This is a genomic window from Moraxella lacunata (genome assembly GCF_002027545.1).
GTDB lineage: Bacteria > Pseudomonadota > Gammaproteobacteria > Pseudomonadales > Moraxellaceae > Moraxella > Moraxella lacunata.
Genome location: NZ_MXAN01000064.1, coordinates 1 through 26,148 on the forward strand (window position 1 = coordinate 1; position 26,148 = coordinate 26,148).

A 26,148-nucleotide genomic window follows, 5' to 3' on the forward strand; every position below is an offset into this window, starting at 1 on the left:
CCTTACCATACAACCAATGAATTTTTAAAATTTAGCATTGTTTAGCATTGGTGCAAATTAGGGTTAATTTATTTTAAAAATCAATTTAATTGTAATTTTTTTGGTGCGTGGTACACACCTTACCAATCTTTCAAATCCACACCCTTTAACCGCAACGCATTGGCAAGCACCGACAGCGAGCTTAATGCCATGGCGATACTGGCTATCATCGGATTTAGCACGCCAATCATCGCAAGTGGTATGCCGATGATGTTATAAATAAAGGCAAAAAATAGGTTTTGTTTGATGTTTGTCAAAGTCAATTTGGCGATTTTATGGGCGTGATAGACACTTATCGCCCCGCCTGTGTCCGATTGTATCAGCCGAACGCTTGCCGAGCCTGTCGCCACGTCTGTGGCACCCCCCACCGCCATGCCGATGTCGGCGGTCGTCATCGCTAGGGCATCATTGATGCCGTCCCCTATCATGGCGGTTTTGTGAGTTTTTTGCAATTCTTTGATTTTTAAGGATTTATCCTGTGGTGATAGCTCGCCATAGCCGACTATGCCAAGCTCACCTGCCACGCTATCCACCACGCTTTGACGGTCGCCACTTAGGATAACAGGCGTGATACCGTCCGCTTTTAGCTTATCTATGAGCGTGTGTGCGTCCGCTTTTAGGGTGTCGGCTAGGGCAAAAATCCCTGCCAGTTTGTCATCAATCGCCACAAACACAAGGCTGGCTGTGGGATTGGCTTGGATAAAGGCGTGTTCTTTCTCGCCCAAATCGGCATGGACAAAACGGCTCGTGCCTACCTTAACCACGCCCACGCCAGCGATGTCGCCCTGTATGCCTTGCCCTGCTTGACTTAGGATATTTTGGGCGGTTAATGTCGGAGCGTGATTGTCATGAGCATAAGCAGTTATCGCACGGGCTAGGGGGTGCGTGCTGTGGCTCTCTATGCTCGCACTCACGCCAAGCAATGTGGGCGTGTCGGTCAGGCTCAATGTGTCCACCACCACAAGATGACCGTTTGTCAGCGTGCCTGTCTTATCAAAGGCAATCGCCCCAATCTGCCCTGCCGTCTCCAACGCCACCGCGTCCAAAAACTGCACCCCATGCCGACCTGCCACCCCCATACCCGCCATAATCGCTGTGGGCGTGGCAAGCCCCAATGCACACGGGCAAGCGATGACCAACACGGCAACTGCTCGCATGAGTGCGGTGTCAAACTGACCCAAAAAATACCAATTTGCCAACAACGTCAGCACCGAAAGCCCCACCACCACAGGCACAAACACGCCTGCCACACGGTCGGCAAGCCGTGCAATCGGGGCTTTTGTCCCCTGTGCGTGCGACAGTGCGTCTGTCATCTGCCCAAGGGCGGTCTGTGAGCCTGTCGCTTTGGCTTGATAGGCAAAACTGCCGTCCACAACCACGCTCCCTGCCAATACGTCATCGCCATAAGTTTTTGATAAATAGGCACTTTCTCCCGTCAGATGAGCTTGGGTAATGTCCCCTTGACCGTACGTGATGACCCCGTCCACGGCGATTTTGTCGCCATGTTTGGCTTGCAAAATATCGCCCACTTTGACATCGGATAACGCCACGTCCGTCCACGCATTATCACGCTTGACCTTGACCGTCTGCGGTAGTAGCTCCATGAGTTTGGATAAGGCGTTGAGACTGCCTGTTTTGGTGCGGTGTTCTAGGTATTTGCCAAGGCTCACAAAGGTCAAAATCATCACGCTCGCTTCAAAATACACATGACCGCCTGCTAGCCAAGCATAAGTAGAATACGCCCAAATCATGCTCGTCCCCAACGCCACCAACACGTCCATGCCAAGCAGTCCGCCCCTTATCCCTGCCCACGCCCCTTTATAAAAAGGCACGGCAAGGGCAAACTGAGCAATGCTCGCTAGGATAAACTGCACCCAATTTGGGGGCATGAGTGCGTGCGAGCCTGTCATCATGCCTGCCATACCCACCCAAAACGGCAAGGACAACACACCAAGAGTAATCAAGCGATATGGCGGTGTGTCGCTATGGGGTGTGGTTTGGGATTGGTTTTGGATAAATTCCCCTGTAAAGCCTGTCTTTTTTATCCATGTCAAAATCTCATCATCGGACGCATCGCCTGTCGTACTAAGGGTCAGCGTCTCTGTGGCAAAGTTCACATCAGCACGCTCTACGCACTCTTTTTTATTTAATACTTTTTCTAGGCGAGTGGCACAGGCTTGGCAAGTCATGCCGTGTATGGCTAGGGTGTGGGTTTGGGTTGGCATGGTGTTCTCTTTTTTATTATTAGCTGGTAAATGCTTAGTTCATAAATGCGGACACATCGGGTCAATATCAAGGGCGATACCACCCATTAACCAAAAGATTTATCATAAATATATCTTTATACCCCTTTTAACTCATCTGACACATCAGTGTGCTTGGTGTACCTGCCAAAATCGGGGTTAGTCTAGGCGTTTTCCTGTTTTGTCTATATAAAAGAATTCGCCATTTAATGATACTTCGGCTTTACCATTTTCAAAAACCCAAGCATTATCATATTGAACAGGGATAACCACTTTACCTGTTTTATCAACAAAACCGTATTTGCCATTTTGTTTGATGCTAGCCAAGCCCTCTGAAAAATACCCAACATAATCATATTGAACAGGGATAACCACTTTACCTGTTTTATCAACAAAACCGTATTTGCCATTTTGTTTGATGCTAGCCAAGCCCTCTGAAAAATACCCAACATAATCATATTGAACAGGGATAACCACTTTACCTGTGTTATCAATAAACCCCCATTTGCCGTTTTGTTCCACACTTGCCAAACCTTCTGATAAGCAATTAACAAAATCATACCCCACCACCTGTGGTTTTTCACACGCCAAAGCGGATAAGGGTAAAAGGGATAGGGCGATGATAAGGGGGTTTAGAAATGATTTCATAAATTTTCCATTGGGTTGAGTCTTGCTTTATTTTACAAAAATTCTTTGTAAGAATAAATGGTGCTTTTACTTAATGGTAAGGTGCGTACCACGCACCTTTTAGATAGAAAATCTTATTGGTGCGTAATACGCACCTTACTGCCAATGAGTGTGTTTTGAAGTTAAATGATTAAAAAACACGGCGATTGCCGTGTTTTAGATTTGGGTTTATTTTAAAAACACCCCATACCCAACATTGTCCGTCAAATCTTCGCATTCATAGCCAATCTCGGTCAGTGCGTCCACGATTTGCCGTCCGCTTGTGGGCGTGGCTTGCAGTCCCACCAAAATCCGCCCTTCTGCCGCTCCGTGATTGCGATAGTGAAATAAGGTTACGTTAAAATCCTGCCCCAATTTTTCAAGGAAATTTAATAACGCCCCTGGACGCTCGGGAAACATGACACGGAACAGGCGTTCATCGGTCAGTCGCCCATGCCCACCAATCAAATAGCGGATATGCGTTTTGGCGACTTCATCATCGGTTAGGTCATGGGCTTCGTATCCGCCTTTGTCCAGCATATCGGTAATCGTGGCACGCTCTTTTTGACCGCCTTTTAAGCCAATGCCAACAAAGACTTGGGCGACATTGGGGCTGGTGGCATCTAGGCGATAGTTAAATTCGGTGATGTTTCTCCCCTCTAAACAGCGGCAAAAATCCAAAAATGCCCCTGCTTGCTCGGGCAATTTTACCGCAAAAATCGCTTCTTTGTTCTCGCCAATTTCGGTGCGTTCGGCAATATAACGCAAGCGATCAAAGTTCATGTTCGCCCCTGAGACGATTGCCACGCAGTTTTTGCCAGTCAAGTTATGCTCTTTGATGTACTTTTTTAATCCTGCCAATGCCAACGCCCCAGACGGCTCAACGATGTGGCGGTTTTCTTCAAAGATGTCTTTGACGCTGGCACAAATTTCATCGTTGTTACACGTTATCACGTCATCGATGACCTTGCCTTGACCGTTGGATTTGGTTAGATTGGCGATGTCAAAAGGAATTTGCCCGATTTGGGCAACCGCCACCCCGTCTGCAAATAGGCTCACCTGTGGCAAGCGAGTGCGTTCACCGTCCGCCAAGGCGACTTTTAGGCACGATGCCCCTTCAGACTCCACTGCGATGACCTTGACGTGCGGAGCGACTTCGCCCAAAAATGCCGACACGCCTGCCACCAAGCCACCACCGCCCACAGGCACAAAGACGTACTCCATGTCTCGCCAGTCCTGCGACAGCTCCAACGCCACCGTGCCTTGCCCTGCAATCACAAGCTCATCATCATAAGGAGCGATGTAGGTCATGCCGTCTGTGGTTGCCTTGTCTATGGCAAAGCGGTTGGCTTCATCAAAACTGTCGCCATGCAAATGCACCGTACCGCCAAAGGCTTTGACTGCTTGCACCTTAATGTCGGGCGTGGTTTTTGGCATGACGATTAGGTTGTTAAGGTTTAGGCGGTTTGCCGAGTAGGCGACCCCTTGGGCGTGGTTGCCAGCGGACGCACAGATGATGCCTTTGGCTTTTTGTTCGTCTGATAATTGGCTGATTTTGTTATACGCCCCACGCAATTTAAAGCTAAATACGGGTTGCAAGTCTTCGCGTTTTAGGCGAATGTCATTGCCAAAGCGTGCGGATAATTTGTCCGCCTGTTCAAGCGGAGTGCGAATGGCAACGTCATAGACGGTGGCGGTGATGATAGAGCGGACGTAGTCGGATAGGGTCATGGCTGGTTACTTATAATGTTAAAAATAATCTCTTCAAAGCCGTGATAAGTGGCATAATAATGACTCTCTTCGGCGGCTTGATACCATTTTTGTTGGGAAAGATAAGGCGTTGTGGTGTCGTTTAGCACCACATGAAAACCTGCTTGATTGGCAATGATAAGCAAGGTCTCTCGCTGTGTGCGACCATTGCCATCAATAAAGGGGTGTATGGCGTTTAGCTCGCCCATGAACTTGGCACTGATTTTGACAAGGGCTTGTTTGTCCATGCCGTGATGTAGTTGGCAAGTTAATTCATCATAGATTTTGGTGAGTTCTTTGGCGATAAATTCAGGACGACAAAAAGGCAATCCCCGCCCTGTGGTGTAATCCCGAAATTGCCCTGCCCACGCATAAAGCTCGCCAAAAAGCTCCTTGTGCATGGCTTGTAAGCCTTGTGGCGATAGGGTTTGGGCGTTTTTTGACAAACCGTGATGTAAGGCATATTCCACAAAAAACGCTTCGGCACGGTCAAGGTCAGCTTGGGCGGTAATGCCAAGTTTATTGACAAGCACGCTTTTGCCAATCTCGCCATAAAAATAACGCTTGGCGGTGGTCTCATCAGAATGTGCCGAACCGATTTTCACGCCTTTATGCCCAAATGCTGTTTAACGGCTTGATAAAACTGTGCCTTGGGGCGGTCAATAACCGTCGTCATAAAACGCTTGTCATCTTGGGTTAGCACAATCCCTTCAATGGCGTTGTTTAGGCGGGTGTAGTTTTGGCGGTGTGTGGTTTGTTGGTTGGTTGTCATTTATCTATCCAAATCAAAATAGCCATGCAAAACATGGCTATTTATATCAAGCATTACGCATCAAGCTGTGCCATGACGTCATCGCTAAAATTGACATTAGTATAGACTTCTTGCACATCGTCCAAATCTTCTAGCATATCAATCATTTTTAGCACACGTTGGGCATCATCGATGTTATCAATGTCGGCATTTGTGCTTGGCGACATGGTAACTTCGGCATTGTCCGCTTTTAGTCCTGCATCGGCTAGTGCGTCCACCACCGCCCCAAAGTCGTTAGGCTCTGTGATGACAAGCAGGCTCTCGCCGTCATTTTCAATATCCGTTGCTCCTGCTTCTAGGGCGACTTCCATGACTTTGTCTTCTAGTGAAATATCATTAAAGACAATCTCGCCACGCTTAGAGAACAAATACGCCACCGAACCTGATGTACCTAGGTTGCCACCGTGTTTACTAAACGCATGACGAACCTCGCCCACCGTGCGATTTACGTTGTCGGTCATGGTCTCCACGATGACTGCCACACCGCCCACGCCATAGCCTTCGTAGGTAATCTCTTGGACGTTGTCGCCTTCTCCGCCCCCTTGCCCACGTTCAATGGCACGTTTAATCACGTCTTTGGTCATGTTGGCGGCGTTGGCTTTTTCTAGCACGGCACGCAGGCGTGGGTTGTTGGCAGGGTCTGGGTCAGAGCCTTTACTGGCGGAGACGATTTCACGAATGATTTTGGTAAAGATTTTGCCTTTTGCGGCATCTTGTTTGGCTTTACGATGTTTGATGTTCGCCCATTTACTATGACCTGCCATAATGCACCTTTTAAATGAAAATAATAAAAATGGGTTATTATACAAGGTTTGGGCAAATTTGCCAATATTTGCTATTTGCAATGCGTGCGATGATGGGTTTCTTGATATTCAGGCGAACCCATGTCAGGATAGCCTTGTGGTGTGCGTGGGGCTAGGATATGGCGTTGGCAATTTGGGTTGTAAGTTGGGTAAGTTTGGGGTGTTTGGCGTTGTTTGTCAGAAAAATCCGCCATGTTCATACAAGCGGTCAGAACAAGGGGTAGTATTAAAATGATGATTTTCATGGTAAATCGAATGTGAAAAGTCTAAAACGCATCAATCATAACAAGAATTTTGTAAAAATACTATCCCAAACTCCAACTTTATTATAAAATATCCCAAAAAATTACCCACAGCTCCCATGCAACTGCCCCGCCATAAAAAAAACCTAACCCTTGCCGAACGCATTCATATCGTCATCGAAGGTACCGACACGCCTGCGGGACGATTTTTTGATGTGGTGCTACTCATCGGTATCGCTCTTAGCGTGGTCGTGGTCATGCTTGACAGTGTGCTGTATTTACGTTTGCAGTATGGCACGCTGTTCTTGTATGCAGAGTGGTTTTTTACCATTTTATTTACCATAGAATATTTATTACGCCTATACTCCGCTCCCAATCGCAAGCGTTATGCGTTTAGCTTTTTTGGGGTGATTGACCTGCTTGCATTATTGCCAAGCTATCTTAGCTACTTTTTTGTGGGAACGCAGTATTTGCTTGTGGTGCGGATTTTGCGGATTTTGCGGATTTTTAGGGTATTTAAGCTCAAATCCTACATGCAACAAGCAGGATTTTTGGCAGCTGCCTTTCGCACCAGTCAGCACAAAATCATCGTCTTTTTCCTGTCATTATTACTGCTTGTGACGATTTTTGGCTCGGTCATGTATGTGGTCGAAGGCCCCGAAAACGGCTACACCAGTATCCCCAAATCCATCTATTGGGCGGTTGTGACTTTGACGACCGTGGGTTATGGCGACATCTCGCCCAAAACTCCGATAGGGCAAGCGATTGCAAGCATGGTGATGATTATGGGTTACTCCATCATTGCCGTGCCGACAGGGATTTTTACCGCTGAGCTGTCACGCACCATGCGACCACAGCTACACCCCATCACTTGCCCAAAATGCGGTAAATTTGGACATGCGTCCAATGCTAAGTTTTGTGATAGATGTGGGCATGATTTGCATTTGTGATTTATCTGTTTTATACTCTCTAAATCATTAAAATACAGAATGCCATGCCTTATCAAACCTGCATTGACTATGACCCAAATATTCGCTTTGCCTTAAATAAATATCACACCTAACAAACTTGAAATTTGCCATAGGCTTTGTAGCAACTGTGTTGATAAATTACAAAAATCAAACTAAAAGCAAATTAATGAATATAACCCACAAAAAAACACACCCCAACAATCATTGAGATGTGTTTATTGACAGCTAATATATTTGGGATTAGCTTTATTTTTTCATAGATTTTTCAGCTTGCTTGGCGGTTTGCTCCAAAAAGCTTGGCAAGGCTTCTGCTACTGCAAACCGACCGATATTAAACAGCGATTTACCCACAATTTTCGCCCCTGCCAATGCCTTACCACCAGCATTGTCTGCATCTTTAAACTCATCAACTGACTCTTTGAGCGACAGATATTTGCCTTCTTTATGATACTCTCGTCTTTGCTCTGCCGTATCTCGCCATCCAGCAATACGCTCACGTTTTTCATCATCGGACAAATCTTTAAAAGACACTCTTTCTTCATAATCATAATAAATCTCTTTCCAAACTAAAAATAAACCCTTATAAGTATTGGGGTTGAAGTTTTTAAAAATCCATAAAAATCAGGGTTTGGAAAGAAGTCTAATCAGACATTTGATTTCTCCTTGTTTATTTGGCGACAACAGACACAATTTTTACTTGACCATTAAATCTTGCCTTGATTTGCTCTTTGGCTTGACTGGCACTACTGGCATTGACGTGCGTAACCATTGTACCCGTAGCGGACGGCTTTTGATATCTTACTTCATATCTTGCCATAACAATTACTCCCAATTTAACTAAAAATGACTACTTTAGGTAACGTTATATTAGCAATTTTTCATTTTAATGTCAATTATAGTGCGTGAACTTTTATAACGTGAACTTATAAAGCGTTATTTTATAAGGAATTTTTGGGTAATATTCCAGTTTTAATTTGGACAATCCCATGACCCAAACCGACCCCCTAAAATCTTTTGGTTTACGCCTAGTAGAAATCCGCAAAGCCAAAGGCTTATCCCAAGAAAAACTCGCCCTAGAAAGTGGACTTGCCAGAAGCTACCTAAGCGGTGTGGAACGTGGCTTACGCAACATCGCCCTTATCAATATTCACAAACTTGCCGACACCTTAGATGTCGCTCCGTCTGTCTTGCTTGAACCACCAAGCACACCAACACCTTGATGAATTTATGGCAATAAAAAACCGTCTAAATCTAGACGGTTCTGCCAAAATACAATAGACTTCTTTCCAAACCCTGATTTTTATGGATTTTTAAAAACTTCAACCCCAATACTTATAAGGGTTTATTTTTAGTTTGGAAAGAGATTTATTAGAGCAAATTACCCCACCCAAAATCTCGTACCACCTTACCAAAGTCATCATCAATCGGAGCAACCACCGTGATACGCTTGCCACTCATGTCATCAAATGCCAAAGTATGAGCGTGAAGCAGTAGCCTTGATACACCCGTAAACTCTGCCACCGCACGATTTTGGGCGGTGTCGCCATGCGTGGTATCGCCGACAATCGGGTGAAATAGGTGCGTCATGTGCCGTCTTAGTTGGTGCTTTCGCCCTGCGATTGGGACGAGTTTCATCAGACTGTACCGAGATGTGGCGTATCTATCCACCGACACAAAGGGCATTTCACAGGTTGCCAAGTTCTCATAATCGGTTATGGCGGACTCTGGCTCTTTATCCGTTTTGGCAAATTTATCAGCGATTTTGTCAAGTTTGACCTTTAAAGGATAATCAATCCGCCCACCACCCAAAAGATACCCACGCACCACCGCCAGATAGGATTTATCTACCGTGTGATGTTCAAATTGCCCTGACAACGTCCGTGCCACATCAGACGACTTGGCAAATAGTAGTACGCCTGATGTTGGGCGGTCTAGCCGATGAACAGGGAAAACGTGGCACCCAAGCATATCTCGCAACACCGTCATCGCAAACACCGTCTCATGCTTGTCAAGCCACGAGCGATGAACCAGCATACCAGCAGGCTTATTTACCGCCACCACGTCATCATCTTGATATAAAATTTGTAGCATTGTCATTTCCAATTTATTTAGCTTGCCTGTGAGAGCGACTGGGGCAGTATTTTACCTTGCCACAACAAAGAATGCCAGTTTACCTTGCAATTTATTCATATCATAAGATTGCACCAAAGCATCGGTTTTATTTTACTTTTACCCCCAAAAGCGTGTAAAATAGCACCTTTTAGACACATCACACCCATGAAAGCCCTACTTGACTACATTCCCATCATTGTCTTTTTTTATCTGTACAAGACCACAGACAAGGACAATCCTGCCCACCCCCTACTGACCGCCATTGGGCTGACAGGGGGCGAGAGCAATAATCACATCATCGTGGCGACCGCAGGGCTGACCCTTGCCACGCTTATCGTGTATGGCTTTTTATTTGTCAGTCAAAAATTTCGTCTGCAAAAACAGCAGATTTTTGTGCTACTTATGACCGTGGTGTTTGGCGGGCTGACCCTTGCCTTGCGAGATGATTTTTATATTCGCCTAAAAGCGATTTTGATTAATTTGGGCTTTGCTCTCGCCTTATTCTTATCGCCATTTTTTCTAAGCAACAAAGAATCCGCCATTCAAAAGCTATTCACCCCCATTTTTGAGTTGTCGTCATCGGCATGGAAAAAGCTCAATCTAGCATGGGCAGGATTTTTTGTACTCATGGCAAGCCTGCACGCCTTTTTTGCCTTTGTCTTTATGAGAGGCGAGTACTGGGGCGAGTTTACCGCCTTTGGCGATATTATTGTCATGATCAGTTTTATGGTCGGTATGTTTGTCGTTCTGCGTAAGCATATCAAGATAGATGAAACGGCGATAAAAAAATAATTTTAATTTGACATTTAAAATCATTTAACTTCAAAATACACCAATTACAGTAGGGTGCGTATTACGCACCTATTAAGTAGAAAATCTTATTGGTGCATACCACGCACCACCCAAATCAACCCCAAAATTAGGAAAAACCATGCCTTTATTTGCCATCATCGGTCATGATGTCGCCGACAGCTCCGCCAAACGTGCTAAGATTCGCCCTGCTCACATTGAGCGACTGACCGCTCTACACGCCCAGAACCGACTTGTCATCGCAGGCCCTACACCCATCAATCATGGCGAACCTGTCATGAGTGGCAGTCTCATCATCGCCCACTTTAATGACATAGATGAGGCACGAGCATGGGTAAATGACGAACCCTATCTGCATGGCGGTGTGTACAGTCATGTAGACATCAAGCCCTTTATCCAAGCCTTGCCTGCTAACGGCAGTGGCGCGTGAGGGTTGCCATGAAAGTTGTCATTATGATTGCCCTGCTTGTCATTGCCCCACTGTCTATATCAAGCCTTGCTCAGACTGCTTTGACAAACACAGCTGACACGCCTGCCACTACCAGCCAGCATTTGGGTGAGAGTGAACATACAGAAAATGAAGCCCCTACCAGCCTGCACAGCCCTAACGCCCCAACATTGGCACAACTTACCAAACCTGACGACAATCAATTATCTCGTGCCAATACCGAACTGCTTGCCAAAAACAGCCAACTACAAGGACGCATTGACGAATTAACCACACAAGTTAATGTCTTGGTGAATGAACGTAGTGGACAGTTGTTTCTTTATGGTGTCATCAGTACTTTGGCATCGTTCACTCTTGGCTTTATTCTCGCCTCACTCATCATAAAACGCAAATAAATCAACCTAATAAACAATGATACAAACCGCACACGTTACATGGCAAACCGATAATTTGGGGAAAATCACACCCATCTCCGAACAATTTGATGACATTTATTTTTCAAAAGCGGGCGGTTTTGATGAGAGCAATCATGTCTTTTTGGAGAGTAATGACCTGCCAGAGCGCTTTGCAAATCTGCATGATAATGAGCATTTTGTCATCATGGAAACAGGTTTTGGTACAGGGCTAAACTTTTTGGCAACCTGTCTACTTTGGCAAAAAGTCGTCACATCATCTGCTCGTCTGTATTTTGTCAGTACCGAAAAATATCCGCTTAGTCATGCTGATTTAACCACTGCCCTATTGGCATGGCAAAATGAAAAAACCAACCCATTCATCACAACTTTACTGGATGATTACCCACTGGCATTATCAGGCTGTCATCGCCTGCATTTTGGTAATATTTGCCTTGATTTATGGCTTGGGGATGCACATGACAGCTTTGCAAGCATGCACACCAAAACAGGACAGGCGGACGCATGGTTTTTGGATGGTTTTGCTCCCAGCAAAAACCATGAACTGTGGTCAGATGATATTTTTAGTCAAATCAAACGCTTATCCAAATCTGATGCCACTCTCGCCACTTTTACCAGCAGTGGTACGGTCAGACGGGCGTTGATGAACATTGGCATGAGTGTACAAAAAATCAAAGGCTTTGGGCATAAGCGTGAGATGATAACCGCCAAATTTGACAGAGCCGTCGCCATCAAACCCACGCCAAAGACAGCCATCATCGTCGGAGCTGGCGTATCGGGGTTATTTACCGCACACGCTTTGGCAAGTCGTGGTGTGTCAGTAACGCTCACTGATAAAATCGCCCCACTCTCAGGAGCGTCGGGCAATCCAAAAGCTCTATTTGCCCCCAAACTAACTCAATTATCAGACGCCCCCAACCATCTGCCCACCGTCAGCTTTTTATATGCTGAGCGGATTTATCAAACCTTTAATCAATTGGCAAAAGATGAAATATTTACCCAAACAGGGGCGATAGATTTTTTATTACCCACACAAAAATCACATGATAAACTTGCCCATTTGGCAAACAGTTATCCTGATGAATTAATTAGCATCGTCAATGATGGTTTTAATTTGAATAATGATGATTTTAATAAGCAAATCATTAACACCCATACGCCCAAAGCAGGACTGATTGACACCCATAAATTAGCAGATTTCATTCTATCAAATCCCTTAATTCATTTTGAGCATTTTCATGCCAACAACGTCATAAAAGAGCATGACAAATGGATGCTAAAAAATGCCAATGACCAATTATCCGCCGATATTGTCATCATTTGTGCAGGTTTTGAAAGTCATCTATTAAATGATGAGTTGTTTAATCCCAGAAAGATTCGTGGACAAGTCTCATGGCTTGACATTGACCAGCACTGTGATGAGCTAAAAGCCAAACTTGCCACACCGATAAAGTATGATGGTTATTGTGCCACCTTTGATAAAGATGACACGCTTACTTTCTTAATGGGGGCAAGTTTTGTACGCAATGATACTAACACATCGGTACGTGATGATGAACATGAGTTTAATTTAAACAAGTTTCGCCAAAGTCTGCCAAATCTTGCCAACGAACTCAATGTCAATCTGGCAGATTTGCACGGGCGGGCAAGCATACGAGCCCAAACGCCTGATTATCATCCACTTGTTGGGCAGGTTGGCAGGCATGATGGGCTGTATACCGTCTATGGCATGGGGTCAAAGGGATTTAGTTTTGCTCCATTATGTGGTGAGATTTTGGCAGGGCTGATTTTTGATGAACCGTTACCCATCTCTTATGTACTACTAAACAAATTAACCCCAAACCGTCCACGCTTACAAACGCCGATTGACCAAAACCGATGAATTTAATACAAAAACCGTCATGTTTTGGTAACTTAGCACACACGATTTTATGATTTTAACCAGATTTTAACCAGATTTTAAAAAGCCATGATAAAAGCTCATACTCTAAATACATACACCCACGCTTGCACCATCATCGCCCATAAAAATCATGCACTCCCATCAGGCACTTTTGTCATCGGCATCGATGAGGTTGGGCGTGGTTCACTATTTGGGCAAATGACCGTTGGGGCGGTGATTTTGGATAACAACCTTACGGGCGAATTTGGACAAATTGATTTGGCAGGCACGCCCATATCTTCTATTAATGACAGTAAAAAGCTGTCTGAAAAAAAGCGGAATTTGCTCTTTGAACCCATCAAACAGACCTGCCAAAGTTATGCTTTAATTGACATACCTGCATTCGTCATTGATGCCATCGACATTTATCAAGCCACTCTGCTTGGCATGAGACTGGCAATTGAACATTTGATTATGTTAAATAATATCGGCATTCACGACAACCCTGTTATCATGATAGATGGCAATGCCATGCCCCTGTTGTCCAACGACTTTGCCCCATTTGGGTCGTGCATTCATACACTCATCAAAGGTGACGGCATTCACACATCCATCGCCTGTGCCAGCGTCCTTGCCAAAGTTCATCGTGATAACATCATGAGTGATTACGCCAAGATTTATCCTGATTATGGACTAGAAAAACACAAAGGCTATGCCAGCAAAATACACCGTGATGCCATTCATAAGTATGGGATACTGCCCGAGCATCGTAAAAGTTTTAACCCCATGCAAGCCATATTGGCAAGTCAGCTTTTTTAAATGCTCATTGATGACAAACCATCATGATAAATCATCATTCAAATTTTTATGCTGTTTTATCATCACTTTTAATATTTCATTATTTTTATCAAATCTGGCACATTCAGGACACATCAAAAGATGAAATCTCACCATCATTTTTTGTGACAAAGTCAATGATTCATCTTGTGATAAACTCATAAGCTCAGTCATTTTTTGGCAATTTTTAAATCGTTTCATTGTACCCTCTAAACAAACCATTTTACCGATAAACACATTTGCAATCTTAATCTGGCTCTATGTAATAACACATATAAATTTTGGCGAGTAATGTTTAAATTTTGGCAAATCTCATCACTGCCCAATTCTATATATTCCTTCATCAAAAAAACCTGTGCCTGCTCTTTTGGCAAATTTTGTAAACATAATTCCAATACTTGCCAAAATTCATCATTCTCAGCAGTTTCATGCGGACTTGTCCAGCAATTATCAAAACCATTTGGTGATGAACCATGTTGCCAACGTCCAATATCATCAAACAGCATGGATAAAAATTCATCATCGTCATTTTCACTCATCTCGCTGATGGTTACATAATGTTTATTTTGGCGAATAAAGTCGGCAATTTTATTTTTCAAAATGGCAAATACCCACGTTTTAAAGGCGGACTTTCCTTGAAAACTATCGGCATATTTTAAGGCATTCACCAAAGTATCTTGTACCACATCTTTGGCGTGTTGTTCATGATTTAACTGATTGTACGCAAAAGAAAACATGGCTTGATATATCTCATCCATGCTTTTTTTATCAAAGTGGTGTAAATTGATTTGGTGCATTTTTATAAAATTCTCAATAATTCAATAGGTCAAGAAAAATGAACAAAGCCACATAAATGGTACGTTATGAATATGTTATGAATATCTGATGATATTATTTTAACACTGGCAGAATTTTATTTAGCCAAAAATCCACACTGATAATACGCCCCGCCCCATAAATAATCAGCACAAGCAACATAATAAAATACGTCATGCCAAATTCTACGCCATTATTTAAAATCACAAAATTCCCTGTTTCGGTAAGCCAGTCATAATTACCATAGGATTGTAAAATTTCACGAGCCTTATTTAATCGCTCACCTGCTTGTATGGAATTATCCAAACTTGCCTGCCCATACCTGCCAAATAATTGGGCGATGTTTGTCGTTGGATTCGTTGGAGCGATGGCATGCCAACCATTTTTTAAATGCACCAATAACATGGCAAATGCCATGGTGATTGCCAATAATAGACCAAATAAACGTGTTGCCACCCCTAATAACAATGCCACACCGCCAATCAATTCGGCAATAATGACCACGACCACCCAAAAGGATGCAAAAGGCAAACCAAGCCCCCAATCACCATTACCAAACCACGCCACTGTATCATAAAATGAGCGGTATTTGGTCAGCCCCGCCATGATAAAAATCGGAGCAAGATACAAACGTATTGCTAGTAGTGGTAAAAAGTCTATTTTTTTCAAAGACAAAACCGATTTATCATGATAAGCAACATATTTATTCATCATAAATCTCCTTATCTTTTATAAAAAATTTGGTTGTCTAGCATGGTATTTAACAAGTCATCAAATGATGATTTTATATCATTTAAAATTTCATCATTTAATTCAAATGTTTTTTGTAGTTGTAATAATAATTCATCAGTATTTTGATAACACACGCCTTGCTTTTGCTTTTCTTGAATAAAGGTCAATATGATAAATGTCAGTTGGTCAATTGCCATAAATACAGTTTTAAAGGCATTATCCATACATTGACGATATACCACCAAAAACGTCGGCTGTTTTTTATTGGGTAAAAATGACACGCTAATGTCTTGTACCATCCATTCATAATACAAAATCTGGGCGGTATGATTGATGATAATAGGTTCATTTTGATGAATAAAAACAGGCTTAGGGCTGTCATTGGGCAGATTATCCACATACAACTCCACCCATTCATAATGAACAAATTGAGATAAATAAAGTGGCAAGGCAAATTTATTCAAAACATCATCTGTCAAATAACCAACAAACTGCTCATTAATTTCACTAAAATACGGACTTGTCATATCACCATGTTTTATAAAATCTTTGATGAGATTTTGCCAAAGCGATGCACCAAAATGCACTTCAATGATTTTACGAGTAATGGGAAAGCATTGGTTTATAAAGCCAGAGATGTTATTATAAATCAAATGTTGGTATAACTGCCCAACACGAGAAGGCACGGTATCGCCATCATCGTGTTTTTGCTTTCTAATATAATCACCCAATTCACGCTGAAAGCTGCGTAAATTGGGTGCTTTATCTGTCATCATTATCATAAGAATTTATTAAACCATTAAGCCAATTTAGTTACGGTGTTATTTTTGTGGATTTGTTGAATTTCTCGGATAAATTTTACTTCACGGGTAAGCTCGCTAAGTTTTGGAAAGTTAAAATCACGCTCCAAACAAGTTGGAATTTTATCCGCCGTTTTGCCCGTTTTGGCAAAAATCAACTCATAAGCATCATTTAGCAATGCCCAAACACGCTCTACCACGCCATCGCCATGTGTATCCACAATCAGACCATCATCGTCCACATAATGTCCTGCCACATGTAAATAACACGTCCGCTCTAAGGGTAATTCACGCAAATATTGGTGTGGGTCAAAACCAAAGTTCTGACTATTGACAAAAATATTATTCACATCCAAATGCAACAAACAATCCGCCTCTTTTATCACCGCTGAAATGAATTCACTGTCAGACATTTGGCTTTGAGAGGGCAGATAATAGTATGAGGCATTTTCAATACCGATTTGAGAGCCTAAAATGTCCTGCACTTTTTTTATGCGGTCAGCCACCCAAAATACCGCTTCTTGGGTGCAAGGTATGGGCAATAAATCGTATAAATGTCCTTTATCATCACCACACCAAGACAGATGCTCGGTGAATAAATTCATGCCGTGTGATTTCATGAATGTTTTGATATTATTGACATGAGTAATGTCCAATTCTTTTGAACTGCCAATAGATAAAGAAAGTCCATGACAGATGAATGAAAACCGTTCGGTATAAGCACGTAAGATACTTTCAAAACGACCGCCCATCATGCCTTGGGAATTTATCCAATTTTCAGGCGAGACCTCAAAAAAATCAATATGGCTTAATTGATGAATGGCATTGACATCATCAAGAGACATTTGCGGTAATAATTCACGGCGAAAGCCAAGCCCTGCCCCATGTGGTGATTTGTTATCTGTCATGTCTGTCTTTTTACTTATTGAGGTTTTTATTAGCATGGTATTTACAGGTGCTGATGCCCAAAAGATGATAAATGGGGCAAAAATTCATAAAGCCTGTCAATAAAGGCACAAGCCCAACGATTGCCCACCACGAACCAAAATAAGCACCCACACCAATAATAACGATACCCAAAACAATTCGCACGATTTTATCGGGTTTACCAACATTAATTTTCATAAAAAACCCCTTAACGATAGCCTTGTTGTTTTAAATCTTCATAACCGCCGTGATTGGTAACATTGGTATAACCCAATTTAAGCAGTTGCGTACGAGCAACCTCGGCACGTCTGCCACTACGACAATATAGATTGATGGGACTGTCTTTATTAGGTTCAATGGCAAAGATACGTTTGGTGATATCATCAACAGGGACATTGATGCTATCTGTCAAATGACCCGCTTGATATTCTTCTGGGGTGCGAACATCAATCCAAACGCCTTTTGCCTTTGGTGTGATTGGTGTTTGAACCTGTGTTTGGGTTGTATTGTCTTTGATGGGCATGTTGGCAAAACTGTTACATGCTGTCAATCCAAACACACCCATGATGATGGTCAGAGTAAATTTTTTCATAACATACCTTTATAAAAAACCATTTTAAAATTGAGCAAATAAATCATTTAATGATTCGCTCATGGTTGGATGCGTAAAAATTTGTCCTTTAAAATAATCTGCTTTAACGCCATTATCCATTGCCAATTTAAATAAATTGATAATCTCATGGCTGTCATCACAAAACAGCGTAACACCCAAAATCTCATTGGTGTCTTTATCCACAACCGCTTTTAATAAACCTTTGGTGTTGCCTGTCATTTTGGCTTTAACAATGTTTTGGGCGGCTAAGGTTGCTACTTGATAATTTTTACCACTTGCTTGGGCTTGTTTTTCACTCATGCCAATTTGTGATAAAGGCGGTGTGATAAAGACGCTGGTTGGGAAGATATTGCGGTCAGCTCTTTGGCGTGTGCCACTGCCAAACAAATCATCCGCCACAATGCGATAATCATCAAGCGAGATATAAGTAAATTGTGGTGAGCCTGCAACATCGCCCATGGCCCAAATATTGTTTGTGGCTTTTAGTTTATCATCACACACCACATAACCACGCTCATCTAATTGCACGCTTGTGTTTTGTAGGTTTAGACTGTTTGTGTTGGGCTGTCTACCAATGGCAATAAGCACGGCATCAGCATCTAGGGTCAGTTTATCGGTGATGACCTGAGTGTGGGTATCTTGATGTCTAAACTCTTGGACGTCTTGTCCCAAATGCAACTCAATACCACGCTCATCTAACAAATCAAGGACGATTTCACGCACATCATCATCAACGTTTGCTAAAAACTCCTCCGACCGCTCAACAATGCTTACTTGACTGCCAAAGGCGTGATACATAAAGGCAAATTCAAGAGCGATGAATCCTGCACCCACGATGACCAATCGCTTGGGGGCGGTTTTTTGCGTATCACCTAAGTTTAACAGCCCTGTACTGTCATAAATACGCTCACCATCCACGCCTGCCACGTTTGGCATGATGGGGGTTGCACCTGTGTTGATAAAAATCCGCTCAGCACGCACCGTCTCGCCTGTGGATAGGGTAACGGTATTATCATCAACAAAACTTGCCTGTGCGGTAATGACACGCACGTTTGATAAATCATTGATTTTTTTAAAATTTGCTTCACGCAAAGTACTGATAAGGGCATCTTTGTTTTGCATGGCTTCATCAAAACCATCCGTTTTGGCTTCATGAATCAGTTTTTTTGAGGGAATACAGCCCACGTTAATACACGTTCCACCATACATTTTGTCCGATTGCTCAACCAAAATAGTACTCTGACCATGTTTATCAAACAGTCCTGCCAATGTTTTGCCTGCTTTACCAAAGCCTATGATTAAGTTTTTGGTTTGTATCATTATTTTTCTCCGACTCACCCATCAAAAAGAGCGTTAAATAAGTAAAAAGAACGAAAGTCAAGGTTACAAAACATCATAACCTTGTATTTGCCATCAAAAAACTGTTTATTTTGAACCGCCACAACTGGCATTGGCGTTTTTATCAGTGCTTGCCCCACAAGCAGCAGATGCTGATTTGTCAGCATTGGCGGTACTTGCTCCACAACTGGCAGATGCTGATTTGTCCCCCATGGTCGCACTACATCCTGCTTCACCGCATTTACCCTCACCGCATTTGCCTTCGGCGGTTTTGGTGTCGGAGACGACTGCTTGATTGGGCTGGGCGACGGCAGGCTGGGCGGTATCAGCATTTTGATAGCCTTGTGCCAGTGGCTGTGCTTGCATTTTTTCCTCTTTGCAAGCACTCAGCCCTGTCGCCAGTAAGGTTGCTGCTGCAAGGCCTGTGATTTTACGGTTAAGATTTGACATAATAAACTCCGATTGAACATCATAAACCATTCTATGATATACCTTAGACGGACGTGGAGCAAATATCTTACAAAAAATTTGAAAAATTTTTAAAAATTATTGTCATACCCCTTATGTTTTAGGTGCAAACATATTTTAGCACGCTCTTTTTTATGGCGTGTTTTGGGGTTGTCTTTATCATGAACACCACCCTTTTTTAATAAAGGGTTTAAGGCGGTTTGGTTGCGTACTTTAATCGCACTTGGGTAAATTGGGTGATTTGCCAATTTTTCGCCAAGTTTGATAAGCTCTTTTTGGTTTTTCATATTATTTTCCTATGTTGGACTAAATCAAAATATATTTTAGAATTTGGACGTATAAGGGTAATTTATTCACCCCAAAATCCAAATTTAACACAGGGCAAATGTAATTTGCCCCTGCACTTATTTTACAAAATGACAAATAAAAAATCAGATAGTAGTCCAAAAATCATTCATCACCCCTTAATACACATCACCTGCTTTAAGGTATGCACAACCTCCACCAAATCGGTTTGGTTTGCCATGACCTCATCAATATCTTTATACGCCTGTGGAATTTCGTCCAGCACGCCCTTATCTTTACGGCATTCGATACCGTCCGTTTGGCTCACCAAATCCGCCAAGCCAAACTCACGCACCGCACGCCCCCTGCTCATTTTTCGCCCTGCCCCATGCGAACACGAACAAAAACTCTCGCTATTGCCACGCCCACGCACGATATAGGATTTCGCCCCCATAGAGCCAGGGATAATGCCAAGCTCGCCCTCATAGGCACTAATCGCCCCCTTGCGAGTTACATAGACCGAACTGCCAAAATGCCTCTCACGGCTGACATAGTTGTGATGACAGTTTATCGCCTCTTTGGTTACGGTAAAGCGGGGAAATTGTGCGTCTTTGCTTTGTAAGGCTTTGATAATGAGTCTCATCATCTCCTTGCGGTTTTCAGTCGCATAGTCCTGAGCCCAGCCCACCGCCTCAATATAATCCTCAAAAAACGGCGTACCCTGTGCCAAATACGACAGCTCACGGTCAGGAATATAACCAAAACACGTCTCATTCACTTTTTTGGCAAGACTGATAAAATACTCGCCAATACACGAGCCAATCCCACGAGAACCAGAGTGAAGCATAATCCACACGTCATCGTTCTCGTCCACGCACAGCTCAATAAAGTGATTGCCACCGCCCAACGTGCCAAGCTGTTTTGCCCACGTTCTGTCAAAGTTACTCATCATTTTCAATAAGCCCTTGTGCTTGTCGGTAATTTTTTTGAGACGAATGGCAAGCGGGTCAAGCGTACTCATTTTTGCCATGATTTGCTTGTGCTTTTCAAAGCCGACAGGGACGCGTTTTTCAATGGCAAGGCGGGCAGGTTTTAGGTTGTCGGGCAACTGCTCTGCCTTGATAGACAGGCGTAGGGCGTTCATGCCACAGCCAATATCCACGCCCACCGCAGACGGAATGATTGCCGATTTGGTCGGAATCACGCTCCCCACAGTCGCCCCCTTGCCCGCATGAACGTCAGGCATGACGGCGATATGGCTATGGATAAATTGCAACTGGCTCATCGCGTAGAGCTGATTTAACGCCTTTTGTTCCACGTCTTTGGTAAAGATTTTGACAGGCACGCCATTGTTGCCATTTTCATTTAAAATAAGTCCGATACTCATAAAATTATTTCTCTTTTGGGTTGGTTTGGGGATTTAGATAAAGGAGCATTAACATTAGCACAAATTTATGATATGTAGGTGTAGGGACGTGCTGAGCACGTCCAATAAAATCGTTATATCATCAAGATGTGTGCAACACGCCCCTACAAAGCCTGTGATAAATATTAATTTCATTAGGTGTATTTAAAAAAAACCAAATTTTTGATATAAAACTCCCCAACCAAAAATCATTCAATTTTTAGCTAAAACAAATAAATACAAATTAAAAAGACAATACTTCCCCAATCATTTTTAAATATAAAAATGACAAATAAATGATAAAATTTTGGGAAAAGAAAACCGTCAAAAATGATAAAGCAGTTTATCAATTTTTAAGACAAATCTTAGCGATTTTTTGGGCAAATTTTAGACAATAAAAAACGGTGAAAGCCTTGTAGATTAAGGCTTGCCACCGTCTTTATGTGTTTGGCTTGATATAAGGCTTATATCAAAAATGATTTGCCCAAACAGTCAAAACGGCTGGTCTTTTTTGAATTACAAAGATTGTAAGATACAGACATTGTTTTACTCCTATTGCTGTTTGGGTAAATGAAATGCACCAAGCGTATTTGGTGCGTGAATGTGTATATGATAAGCGATAAAAATAAAAAGTCAAGGGGTTTTTAAAAATTTTTATAAAAATCCCAAACAGTCATATATATCGCCAACTTTCTTTATCAAAATGAATAATGTCAAATAATGGCACGCTTTTTATGCTGATATTCTCTTTGTCTTTTTCTAAAATTATCATAGAGCCTGTTTCTAATTTGCCTTTTTGATTAAATTCCAATTCTTTGATTTTTACCGATTGGGTAATGCCATTATCAGCAAGTGTTTCATGATAAGGCTCGCCCGTATGCCCATAAAAATGATAACAAAAAGCGATATTATCCAATGCGTCTGCCACGTCAGATGAACCATAACCACGAATACTTTCGATTGGTTTGTCATGAGTGATTAAAATATCTATGTCGCCACAGGTTTTATAGAGCTTTTTTAATTGTTCTCGTTCATAGTTTTGGATAAACGTTTTATGCTCTCGCCCTTTTCTATCGCCAATTCGCCCAATGCCCAATAGGCTAATGCTGTCGGTGTCATTGGTTAATATGAGTGGAAAGCCTGTTTTTAATACCCGAATTTTTTGATAACAATCAATATGAAAATAAGGCAAATTTTTATCGCTGTTATTTTCTAAATTATCCAAAAAATCATGGTCTTCGTGATTGCCACGCACGGCATACATGGGGATATTGAGCGTATTTAAAAATTTGGCAATGTCACTATCCATTTTGACAAAATTATCCATAAAACCCAACTCATCTCTGTCATGTCTGGCGTGTCTTAATGTCGCTTTATCCATGTTGTTTTTGTCAGGAAATACTCCCATGTCGCCACATTGAATAATGGCATCAAACGCTTGTCCTGTCAGGGTTTGATAATAATCCACCAATTTAAAGGGTAATAAAAATTTACCATGAATGTCCGCAAAAATCGCCAATCTTAGCATATCATTCCTTAATATTTTTAATTAACACCACCCGATTCTCATCAAACGCATTTAGGGCATTTATCATCATCACTTTTTCGTATTGCCAAATGTCATTTTTATCAATATTTGCCAAATGAATTTTTTGAGCTTCCAATAAATACGCTCGCTGAGTGCCTTGTAATAATGGTGTATCAGGCGTGTACCAGTGATTGTCTTTTAAAAATAATAAATTGCCAATAGAACAATCCGTAACCAAGCCGTTTTTTATAATGATAATTTCATCACAATCGCCCTTTTGGGATAATAACTGATTTAATAAATTTCTATCATCATATTTATACGTATAATCTATATAATTACATTCAATGAGTTTAAAAGATTGAATAGATTTTGGGGTATAATCAAAATATTGTACTTTTATGCTATATTTGTCATAAGTAACACGGCAACGGATAAATTTATTATCAAACTCATCAGAAATGTTAATAATATTGGCAATATCATCAATCATCGTTTGACAATGCAAAAATAACTGCCCCTGTTTAAATCGTCTATTGTGATAATCCAGATTTAAAATACGCCCATTATTTATGGCAAGCGTCTCAAAAAGCATAATCAGTCCAATTTCTTCCATTTAATCTCAAATGCTGTCATCTCGCCCACAACCGTTTGTTTTAGGTCTCGTGCCATCTCAAATGTGGTTGGCGATGTGGGGATATGCACCGCCATCAGCTCAGCTTGGGTCTGCGGATAGCGTGGGTTTTGGGTGGGGTTGGCATAGCCGTGTGGGTAGATGGGAGAGCCGTTTGATAGGTCGTATTTGTCGCTGGCACCAAAAGCGTGCAGGCTCTCATGAGCAATGACCACATTATTATTAGCACCTCTTTTTGATGCCCCAAACAGATTAACAGTACCAATACGTCCATTTTGTAGGGCGGTTGAGGTCTCGGTGATGATTTTTTTACTGGGATGATGGTACTGCAAAAATAACCGTAAATTGGTTGGTACGCCAATATCGTGAGTGTGTTTATAAGCATAATAGCGAAATTTTAAACTCCAAATAATGGCATCAATCACAGTGCCATTTCTTGGCACAACAGGGGGCACAACCTTAACTTCTTGCCCTAACCGATAATAAAAATGGGCGTTTTGACCATATTTTTTACTTTGGGCATTCAGATAATTTTCTATCTCTTGAAAATCCTTATCAGATAGACTTGCAATATATCCAGCAACCTCTGGCGAGTTATCTACGTTAATAGGATACATGGCGACATAGACAGGCTTTTGCCAATCGTGGTTCTTATCACGAAAGCTATTAGTAGCGACGATGAGTAAAATGCAAAGTAGGATAAGAATGCGGATGTTTTTGAACATATTAAGCCGTGATTTGTAGTAATAATTGTCGCAATTGCACGCCCATGGCATATGCCAAATTCACGGGGACGGCATTGCCGATTTGTTTGTACCGCTGAGACAACGAACCTGCAAATTGCCAATCATCAGGGAAAGTTTGTATGCGAGCATACTCACGCACCCTAAGCGGACGGGTTTCATCAGGATGACAACGTTCGGTTTGATTTTGGGCGGGCGAACACGTCAAAGTCAAACTTGGCTCATGCCAACCCAAACGCCTTGCCATGCCTGTACGCCCACCGCCCAAAAAATAGCTTTTTTTCATGTAAGCACGAGCCACTTCATCAGGCAAATCACGCCAACAGCCCCCTTGTGGCACAAGGTCTAGCACCGCTCTTTTGTGTTCTGGATAAATCTGCCCGTCCGACATCGGCACATCACAATCAAACAGCTCGCCTGCCTTTAACGCATCCGTCATGGTCATGGGGCGATGATAAGGCGTGGGCCACACAAAATCCGCATTATCCGCCAAATCTTCACGAACACCCACAATAAAAATCCGCTCTCTTTTTTGTGGCACACGAAAATTAACAGCATTTAATACTTTTGGCTCAATCACACGATAACCTAATTCTGTGAGTGTCTGTTTAATGGTTGCAAGCGTTCTGCCTTTATCATGATTTAACAGACCCTTGACGTTCTCGCCCAAAATAACCTTAGGGTTAATCTCTTTTATGGCACGGGCAAATTCAAAAAACATCGTCCCCCGAATATCATTAAATCCTTCGCCCTTTCCTGCATAAGAAAATGCCTGACAAGGAAATCCACCCGATAAAAAATCAACCTTATCACGATAAGGACGAAAATCCACCGTAGAAATATCCTGTTCTAAAATATGCCAATTAGGGCGATTTTGGCGTAATGTTTGGCAAGCATGTTTATCCACTTCATTAAATAACACCGCTTCAAATCCTGCTTTTTCAAGACCCAAAGCCAATCCGCCCGCCCCTGCAAATAATTCAATGCTACTAATTTTTTTATTAGAATGAATATAGGATTGTTGATTTGGTATTTGCTCATCAAATAATGATAAATTTGTCATGATAACCCCAAATGAAAGTTATCAAATCCTTGATATTTTTTAAATGTGATTAAATACAAACTGGTCAGAATATGCTCAATATTTTGTTCTTGTATGTCTGATAATACCGTATTTTTAATGATTTGTGTTTTTTCATTTGCCAATATATCTTGGATAACGTTTGGCAATATTTGACATAATTGAGCAAAGGCATTGGCATTACCCGTTACCAATTCATAAAACTTATCAATAGACACTCGGCGAATTTGTTCTTGTTTCATGGATTGGTTATCTACTGAACATTGCCATGCGATATTTTGGCTATTTTTGGCAATAATCTCCACAAGCATACAAATGGCATTTGGCTCTTGCAAAATCTTGTGTTGCATTCGCATATATGTTTTTGCCGATGATGAACTGTTCATGGTGTTGTGTTTATTTTTCATCTCTACATAGATTTGTAAAGATGAATTTTCAACATCAAACCCTTGACTAGGAACAGACCAACCGTTTTCTTTACCGATAAAATTAAAAATATTTTGATGAAAATAACCGATATGATTGGTATTGGATTTATCCATTTGACGGCTAATTTCACCATCCAAAATAACAGACAATGCCCCATTATCAAAACCGCCTTGATAAATGGCACTGTCAAATGTTAATTTAATTGGGTCAATTAGGTTTTTATTTAATTTTTTAAAATCAATTTGAAAACGGTATTTTAATACCGTATTTTTGACATGATAATATAAATTATCATCGCTAATAAATGACAACCCGTAATTCAT

33 protein-coding genes are annotated in these 26,148 nt (G+C 42.0%); 7 read left to right on the plus strand and 26 right to left on the minus strand.

The annotated features are described in order from the left end of the window. Positions 1–119: 119 nt before the first annotated feature. From B5J94_RS09140 to B5J94_RS13920, 7 genes are all read right to left on the minus strand, one after another. Positions 120–2,264, minus strand: a complete 2,145-nt coding sequence (locus tag B5J94_RS09140; protein WP_062498258.1) for a heavy metal translocating P-type ATPase — start codon at positions 2,262–2,264, stop codon at positions 120–122. Positions 2,265–2,441: 177 nt separating this feature from the next. Further along, positions 2,442–2,930, minus strand: coding sequence for a WG repeat-containing protein (locus B5J94_RS09145; protein ID WP_079364086.1), 489 nt, complete (start codon positions 2,928–2,930; stop codon positions 2,442–2,444). 207 nt (positions 2,931–3,137) lie between these two features. Then, positions 3,138–4,679: a threonine ammonia-lyase, biosynthetic gene (gene ilvA / locus B5J94_RS09150; protein ID WP_062498257.1), complete on the minus strand. Its 1,542-nt coding sequence runs from the start codon at positions 4,677–4,679 to the stop codon at positions 3,138–3,140. Then, positions 4,676–5,302: a Fic/DOC family protein gene (locus tag B5J94_RS09155; protein ID WP_062498256.1), complete on the minus strand. Its 627-nt coding sequence runs from the start codon at positions 5,300–5,302 to the stop codon at positions 4,676–4,678. Before B5J94_RS09155 ends, ilvA begins: the two co-directional genes overlap by 4 nt. Further along, a complete protein-coding gene (locus tag B5J94_RS14225; RefSeq protein WP_156471027.1) occupies positions 5,299–5,469 on the minus strand; it encodes a hypothetical protein in 171 nt (56 codons plus the stop codon). Before B5J94_RS14225 ends, B5J94_RS09155 begins: the two co-directional genes overlap by 4 nt. Positions 5,470–5,522: 53 nt before the next feature. After that, positions 5,523–6,272, minus strand: coding sequence for a YebC/PmpR family DNA-binding transcriptional regulator (locus B5J94_RS09160; protein ID WP_062498255.1), 750 nt, complete (start codon positions 6,270–6,272; stop codon positions 5,523–5,525). A 71-nt stretch (positions 6,273–6,343) separates the two neighbouring features. Beyond that, on the minus strand, positions 6,344–6,556 hold the full coding sequence (locus B5J94_RS13920) for a hypothetical protein (RefSeq protein WP_143821951.1): 213 nt from the start codon (positions 6,554–6,556) through the stop codon (positions 6,344–6,346). Positions 6,557–6,672: 116 nt separating this feature from the next. Here B5J94_RS13920 and B5J94_RS09170 point away from each other — a divergent pair, with 116 nt between their 5' ends. Next, positions 6,673–7,503 (plus strand): ion transporter, encoded by an 831-nt coding sequence (locus B5J94_RS09170; protein WP_062498253.1) that lies wholly within the window; start codon positions 6,673–6,675, stop codon positions 7,501–7,503. Positions 7,504–7,770: 267 nt separating this feature from the next. On the opposite strand, the gene B5J94_RS09175 is transcribed toward B5J94_RS09170, so the two are convergent. Further along, a complete protein-coding gene (locus tag B5J94_RS09175; RefSeq protein WP_079364087.1) occupies positions 7,771–8,055 on the minus strand; it encodes a hypothetical protein in 285 nt (94 codons plus the stop codon). A 136-nt stretch (positions 8,056–8,191) separates the two neighbouring features. Continuing rightward, on the minus strand, positions 8,192–8,341 hold the full coding sequence (locus B5J94_RS14230; RefSeq protein ID WP_156471026.1) for a hypothetical protein: 150 nt from the start codon (positions 8,339–8,341) through the stop codon (positions 8,192–8,194). 169 nt (positions 8,342–8,510) lie between these two features. Between B5J94_RS14230 and B5J94_RS09180 the strand changes: the two genes are divergently transcribed. Continuing rightward, complete coding sequence (locus tag B5J94_RS09180) at positions 8,511–8,744, plus strand: helix-turn-helix domain-containing protein (protein ID WP_062498252.1); 234 nt, start codon at positions 8,511–8,513, stop codon at positions 8,742–8,744. Between the two features lie 148 nt (positions 8,745–8,892). Here the strand turns inward: B5J94_RS09180 and truC are convergent, their stop codons facing one another. After that, entirely contained in the window at positions 8,893–9,615 is a 723-nt protein-coding gene (gene truC / locus B5J94_RS09185) for a tRNA pseudouridine(65) synthase TruC (protein ID WP_181879647.1), read from the minus strand. A 186-nt stretch (positions 9,616–9,801) separates the two neighbouring features. On the opposite strand from truC, the gene B5J94_RS09190 reads away from it, so the two are divergent. The 5 genes from B5J94_RS09190 (at position 9,802) to B5J94_RS09210 (ending at position 14,008) form a co-directional block, all read left to right on the plus strand. Further along, positions 9,802–10,428 carry an inner membrane-spanning protein YciB gene (locus B5J94_RS09190; RefSeq protein ID WP_062498247.1) on the plus strand — a complete coding sequence of 209 codons (627 nt, stop codon included), beginning with the start codon at positions 9,802–9,804 and terminating at the stop codon, positions 10,426–10,428. Between the two features lie 139 nt (positions 10,429–10,567). Then, entirely contained in the window at positions 10,568–10,876 is a 309-nt protein-coding gene (locus B5J94_RS09195; protein WP_062498246.1) for a YciI family protein, read from the plus strand. A gap of 8 nt (positions 10,877–10,884) precedes the next feature. Then, a complete protein-coding gene (locus B5J94_RS09200; RefSeq protein WP_062498245.1) occupies positions 10,885–11,289 on the plus strand; it encodes a hypothetical protein in 405 nt (134 codons plus the stop codon). Positions 11,290–11,305: 16 nt separating this feature from the next. Continuing rightward, positions 11,306–13,189 (plus strand): FAD-dependent 5-carboxymethylaminomethyl-2-thiouridine(34) oxidoreductase MnmC, encoded by a 1,884-nt coding sequence (gene mnmC / locus B5J94_RS09205; protein WP_062498244.1) that lies wholly within the window; start codon positions 11,306–11,308, stop codon positions 13,187–13,189. 87 nt (positions 13,190–13,276) lie between these two features. Beyond that, complete coding sequence (locus tag B5J94_RS09210) at positions 13,277–14,008, plus strand: ribonuclease HII (protein ID WP_079364089.1); 732 nt, start codon at positions 13,277–13,279, stop codon at positions 14,006–14,008. A gap of 21 nt (positions 14,009–14,029) precedes the next feature. Here the strand turns inward: B5J94_RS09210 and B5J94_RS09215 are convergent, their stop codons facing one another. From B5J94_RS09215 to B5J94_RS09290, 16 genes are all read right to left on the minus strand, one after another. Continuing rightward, positions 14,030–14,227 carry a zf-HC2 domain-containing protein gene (locus tag B5J94_RS09215; RefSeq protein ID WP_062498243.1) on the minus strand — a complete coding sequence of 66 codons (198 nt, stop codon included), beginning with the start codon at positions 14,225–14,227 and terminating at the stop codon, positions 14,030–14,032. Positions 14,228–14,235: 8 nt separating this feature from the next. Further along, the gene (locus B5J94_RS09220; RefSeq protein WP_062498242.1) at positions 14,236–14,823 is read right to left on the minus strand and encodes a sigma-70 family RNA polymerase sigma factor; all 588 of its coding nucleotides are present in this window, start codon (positions 14,821–14,823) and stop codon (positions 14,236–14,238) included. A 94-nt stretch (positions 14,824–14,917) separates the two neighbouring features. Beyond that, entirely contained in the window at positions 14,918–15,553 is a 636-nt protein-coding gene (locus B5J94_RS09225; protein WP_062498241.1) for an HvfX family Cu-binding RiPP maturation protein, read from the minus strand. An 11-nt stretch (positions 15,554–15,564) separates the two neighbouring features. After that, complete coding sequence (locus B5J94_RS09230) at positions 15,565–16,347, minus strand: HvfC family RiPP maturation protein (RefSeq protein ID WP_158081053.1); 783 nt, start codon at positions 16,345–16,347, stop codon at positions 15,565–15,567. Between the two features lie 26 nt (positions 16,348–16,373). Next, positions 16,374–17,282, minus strand: coding sequence for an HvfB family MNIO-type RiPP peptide maturase (locus B5J94_RS09235; RefSeq protein WP_062498239.1), 909 nt, complete (start codon positions 17,280–17,282; stop codon positions 16,374–16,376). Positions 17,283–17,292: 10 nt separating this feature from the next. Continuing rightward, positions 17,293–17,499: a YgaP family membrane protein gene (locus tag B5J94_RS09240; protein WP_062498238.1), complete on the minus strand. Its 207-nt coding sequence runs from the start codon at positions 17,497–17,499 to the stop codon at positions 17,293–17,295. A gap of 10 nt (positions 17,500–17,509) precedes the next feature. Continuing rightward, the gene (locus B5J94_RS09245; RefSeq protein ID WP_062498237.1) at positions 17,510–17,893 is read right to left on the minus strand and encodes a rhodanese-like domain-containing protein; all 384 of its coding nucleotides are present in this window, start codon (positions 17,891–17,893) and stop codon (positions 17,510–17,512) included. Positions 17,894–17,917: 24 nt separating this feature from the next. Beyond that, positions 17,918–19,234: an FAD-dependent oxidoreductase gene (locus B5J94_RS09250; protein WP_174519800.1), complete on the minus strand. Its 1,317-nt coding sequence runs from the start codon at positions 19,232–19,234 to the stop codon at positions 17,918–17,920. 105 nt (positions 19,235–19,339) lie between these two features. Next, positions 19,340–19,702 carry an HvfA family oxazolone/thioamide-modified RiPP metallophore gene (locus B5J94_RS09255; RefSeq protein WP_143821953.1) on the minus strand — a complete coding sequence of 121 codons (363 nt, stop codon included), beginning with the start codon at positions 19,700–19,702 and terminating at the stop codon, positions 19,340–19,342. A gap of 89 nt (positions 19,703–19,791) precedes the next feature. Next, complete coding sequence (locus tag B5J94_RS09260) at positions 19,792–20,007, minus strand: hypothetical protein (RefSeq protein WP_062498229.1); 216 nt, start codon at positions 20,005–20,007, stop codon at positions 19,792–19,794. Between the two features lie 170 nt (positions 20,008–20,177). Beyond that, complete coding sequence (locus tag B5J94_RS09265; RefSeq protein WP_062498225.1) at positions 20,178–21,392, minus strand: RtcB family protein; 1,215 nt, start codon at positions 21,390–21,392, stop codon at positions 20,178–20,180. Positions 21,393–22,083: 691 nt separating this feature from the next. Then, positions 22,084–22,938 (minus strand): metallophosphoesterase family protein, encoded by an 855-nt coding sequence (locus tag B5J94_RS09270; protein ID WP_062498223.1) that lies wholly within the window; start codon positions 22,936–22,938, stop codon positions 22,084–22,086. 1 nt (position 22,939) lies between these two features. Further along, positions 22,940–23,533: an aminotransferase class IV gene (locus B5J94_RS09275; RefSeq protein WP_062498221.1), complete on the minus strand. Its 594-nt coding sequence runs from the start codon at positions 23,531–23,533 to the stop codon at positions 22,940–22,942. 2 nt (positions 23,534–23,535) lie between these two features. After that, a complete protein-coding gene (locus B5J94_RS09280; protein WP_062498219.1) occupies positions 23,536–24,297 on the minus strand; it encodes a hypothetical protein in 762 nt (253 codons plus the stop codon). 1 nt (position 24,298) lies between these two features. Continuing rightward, complete coding sequence (locus tag B5J94_RS09285; RefSeq protein ID WP_062498217.1) at positions 24,299–25,378, minus strand: DNA cytosine methyltransferase; 1,080 nt, start codon at positions 25,376–25,378, stop codon at positions 24,299–24,301. After that, positions 25,375–26,148, minus strand: a complete 774-nt coding sequence (locus B5J94_RS09290; RefSeq protein WP_062498215.1) for an Eco47II family restriction endonuclease — start codon at positions 26,146–26,148, stop codon at positions 25,375–25,377. Before B5J94_RS09290 ends, B5J94_RS09285 begins: the two co-directional genes overlap by 4 nt.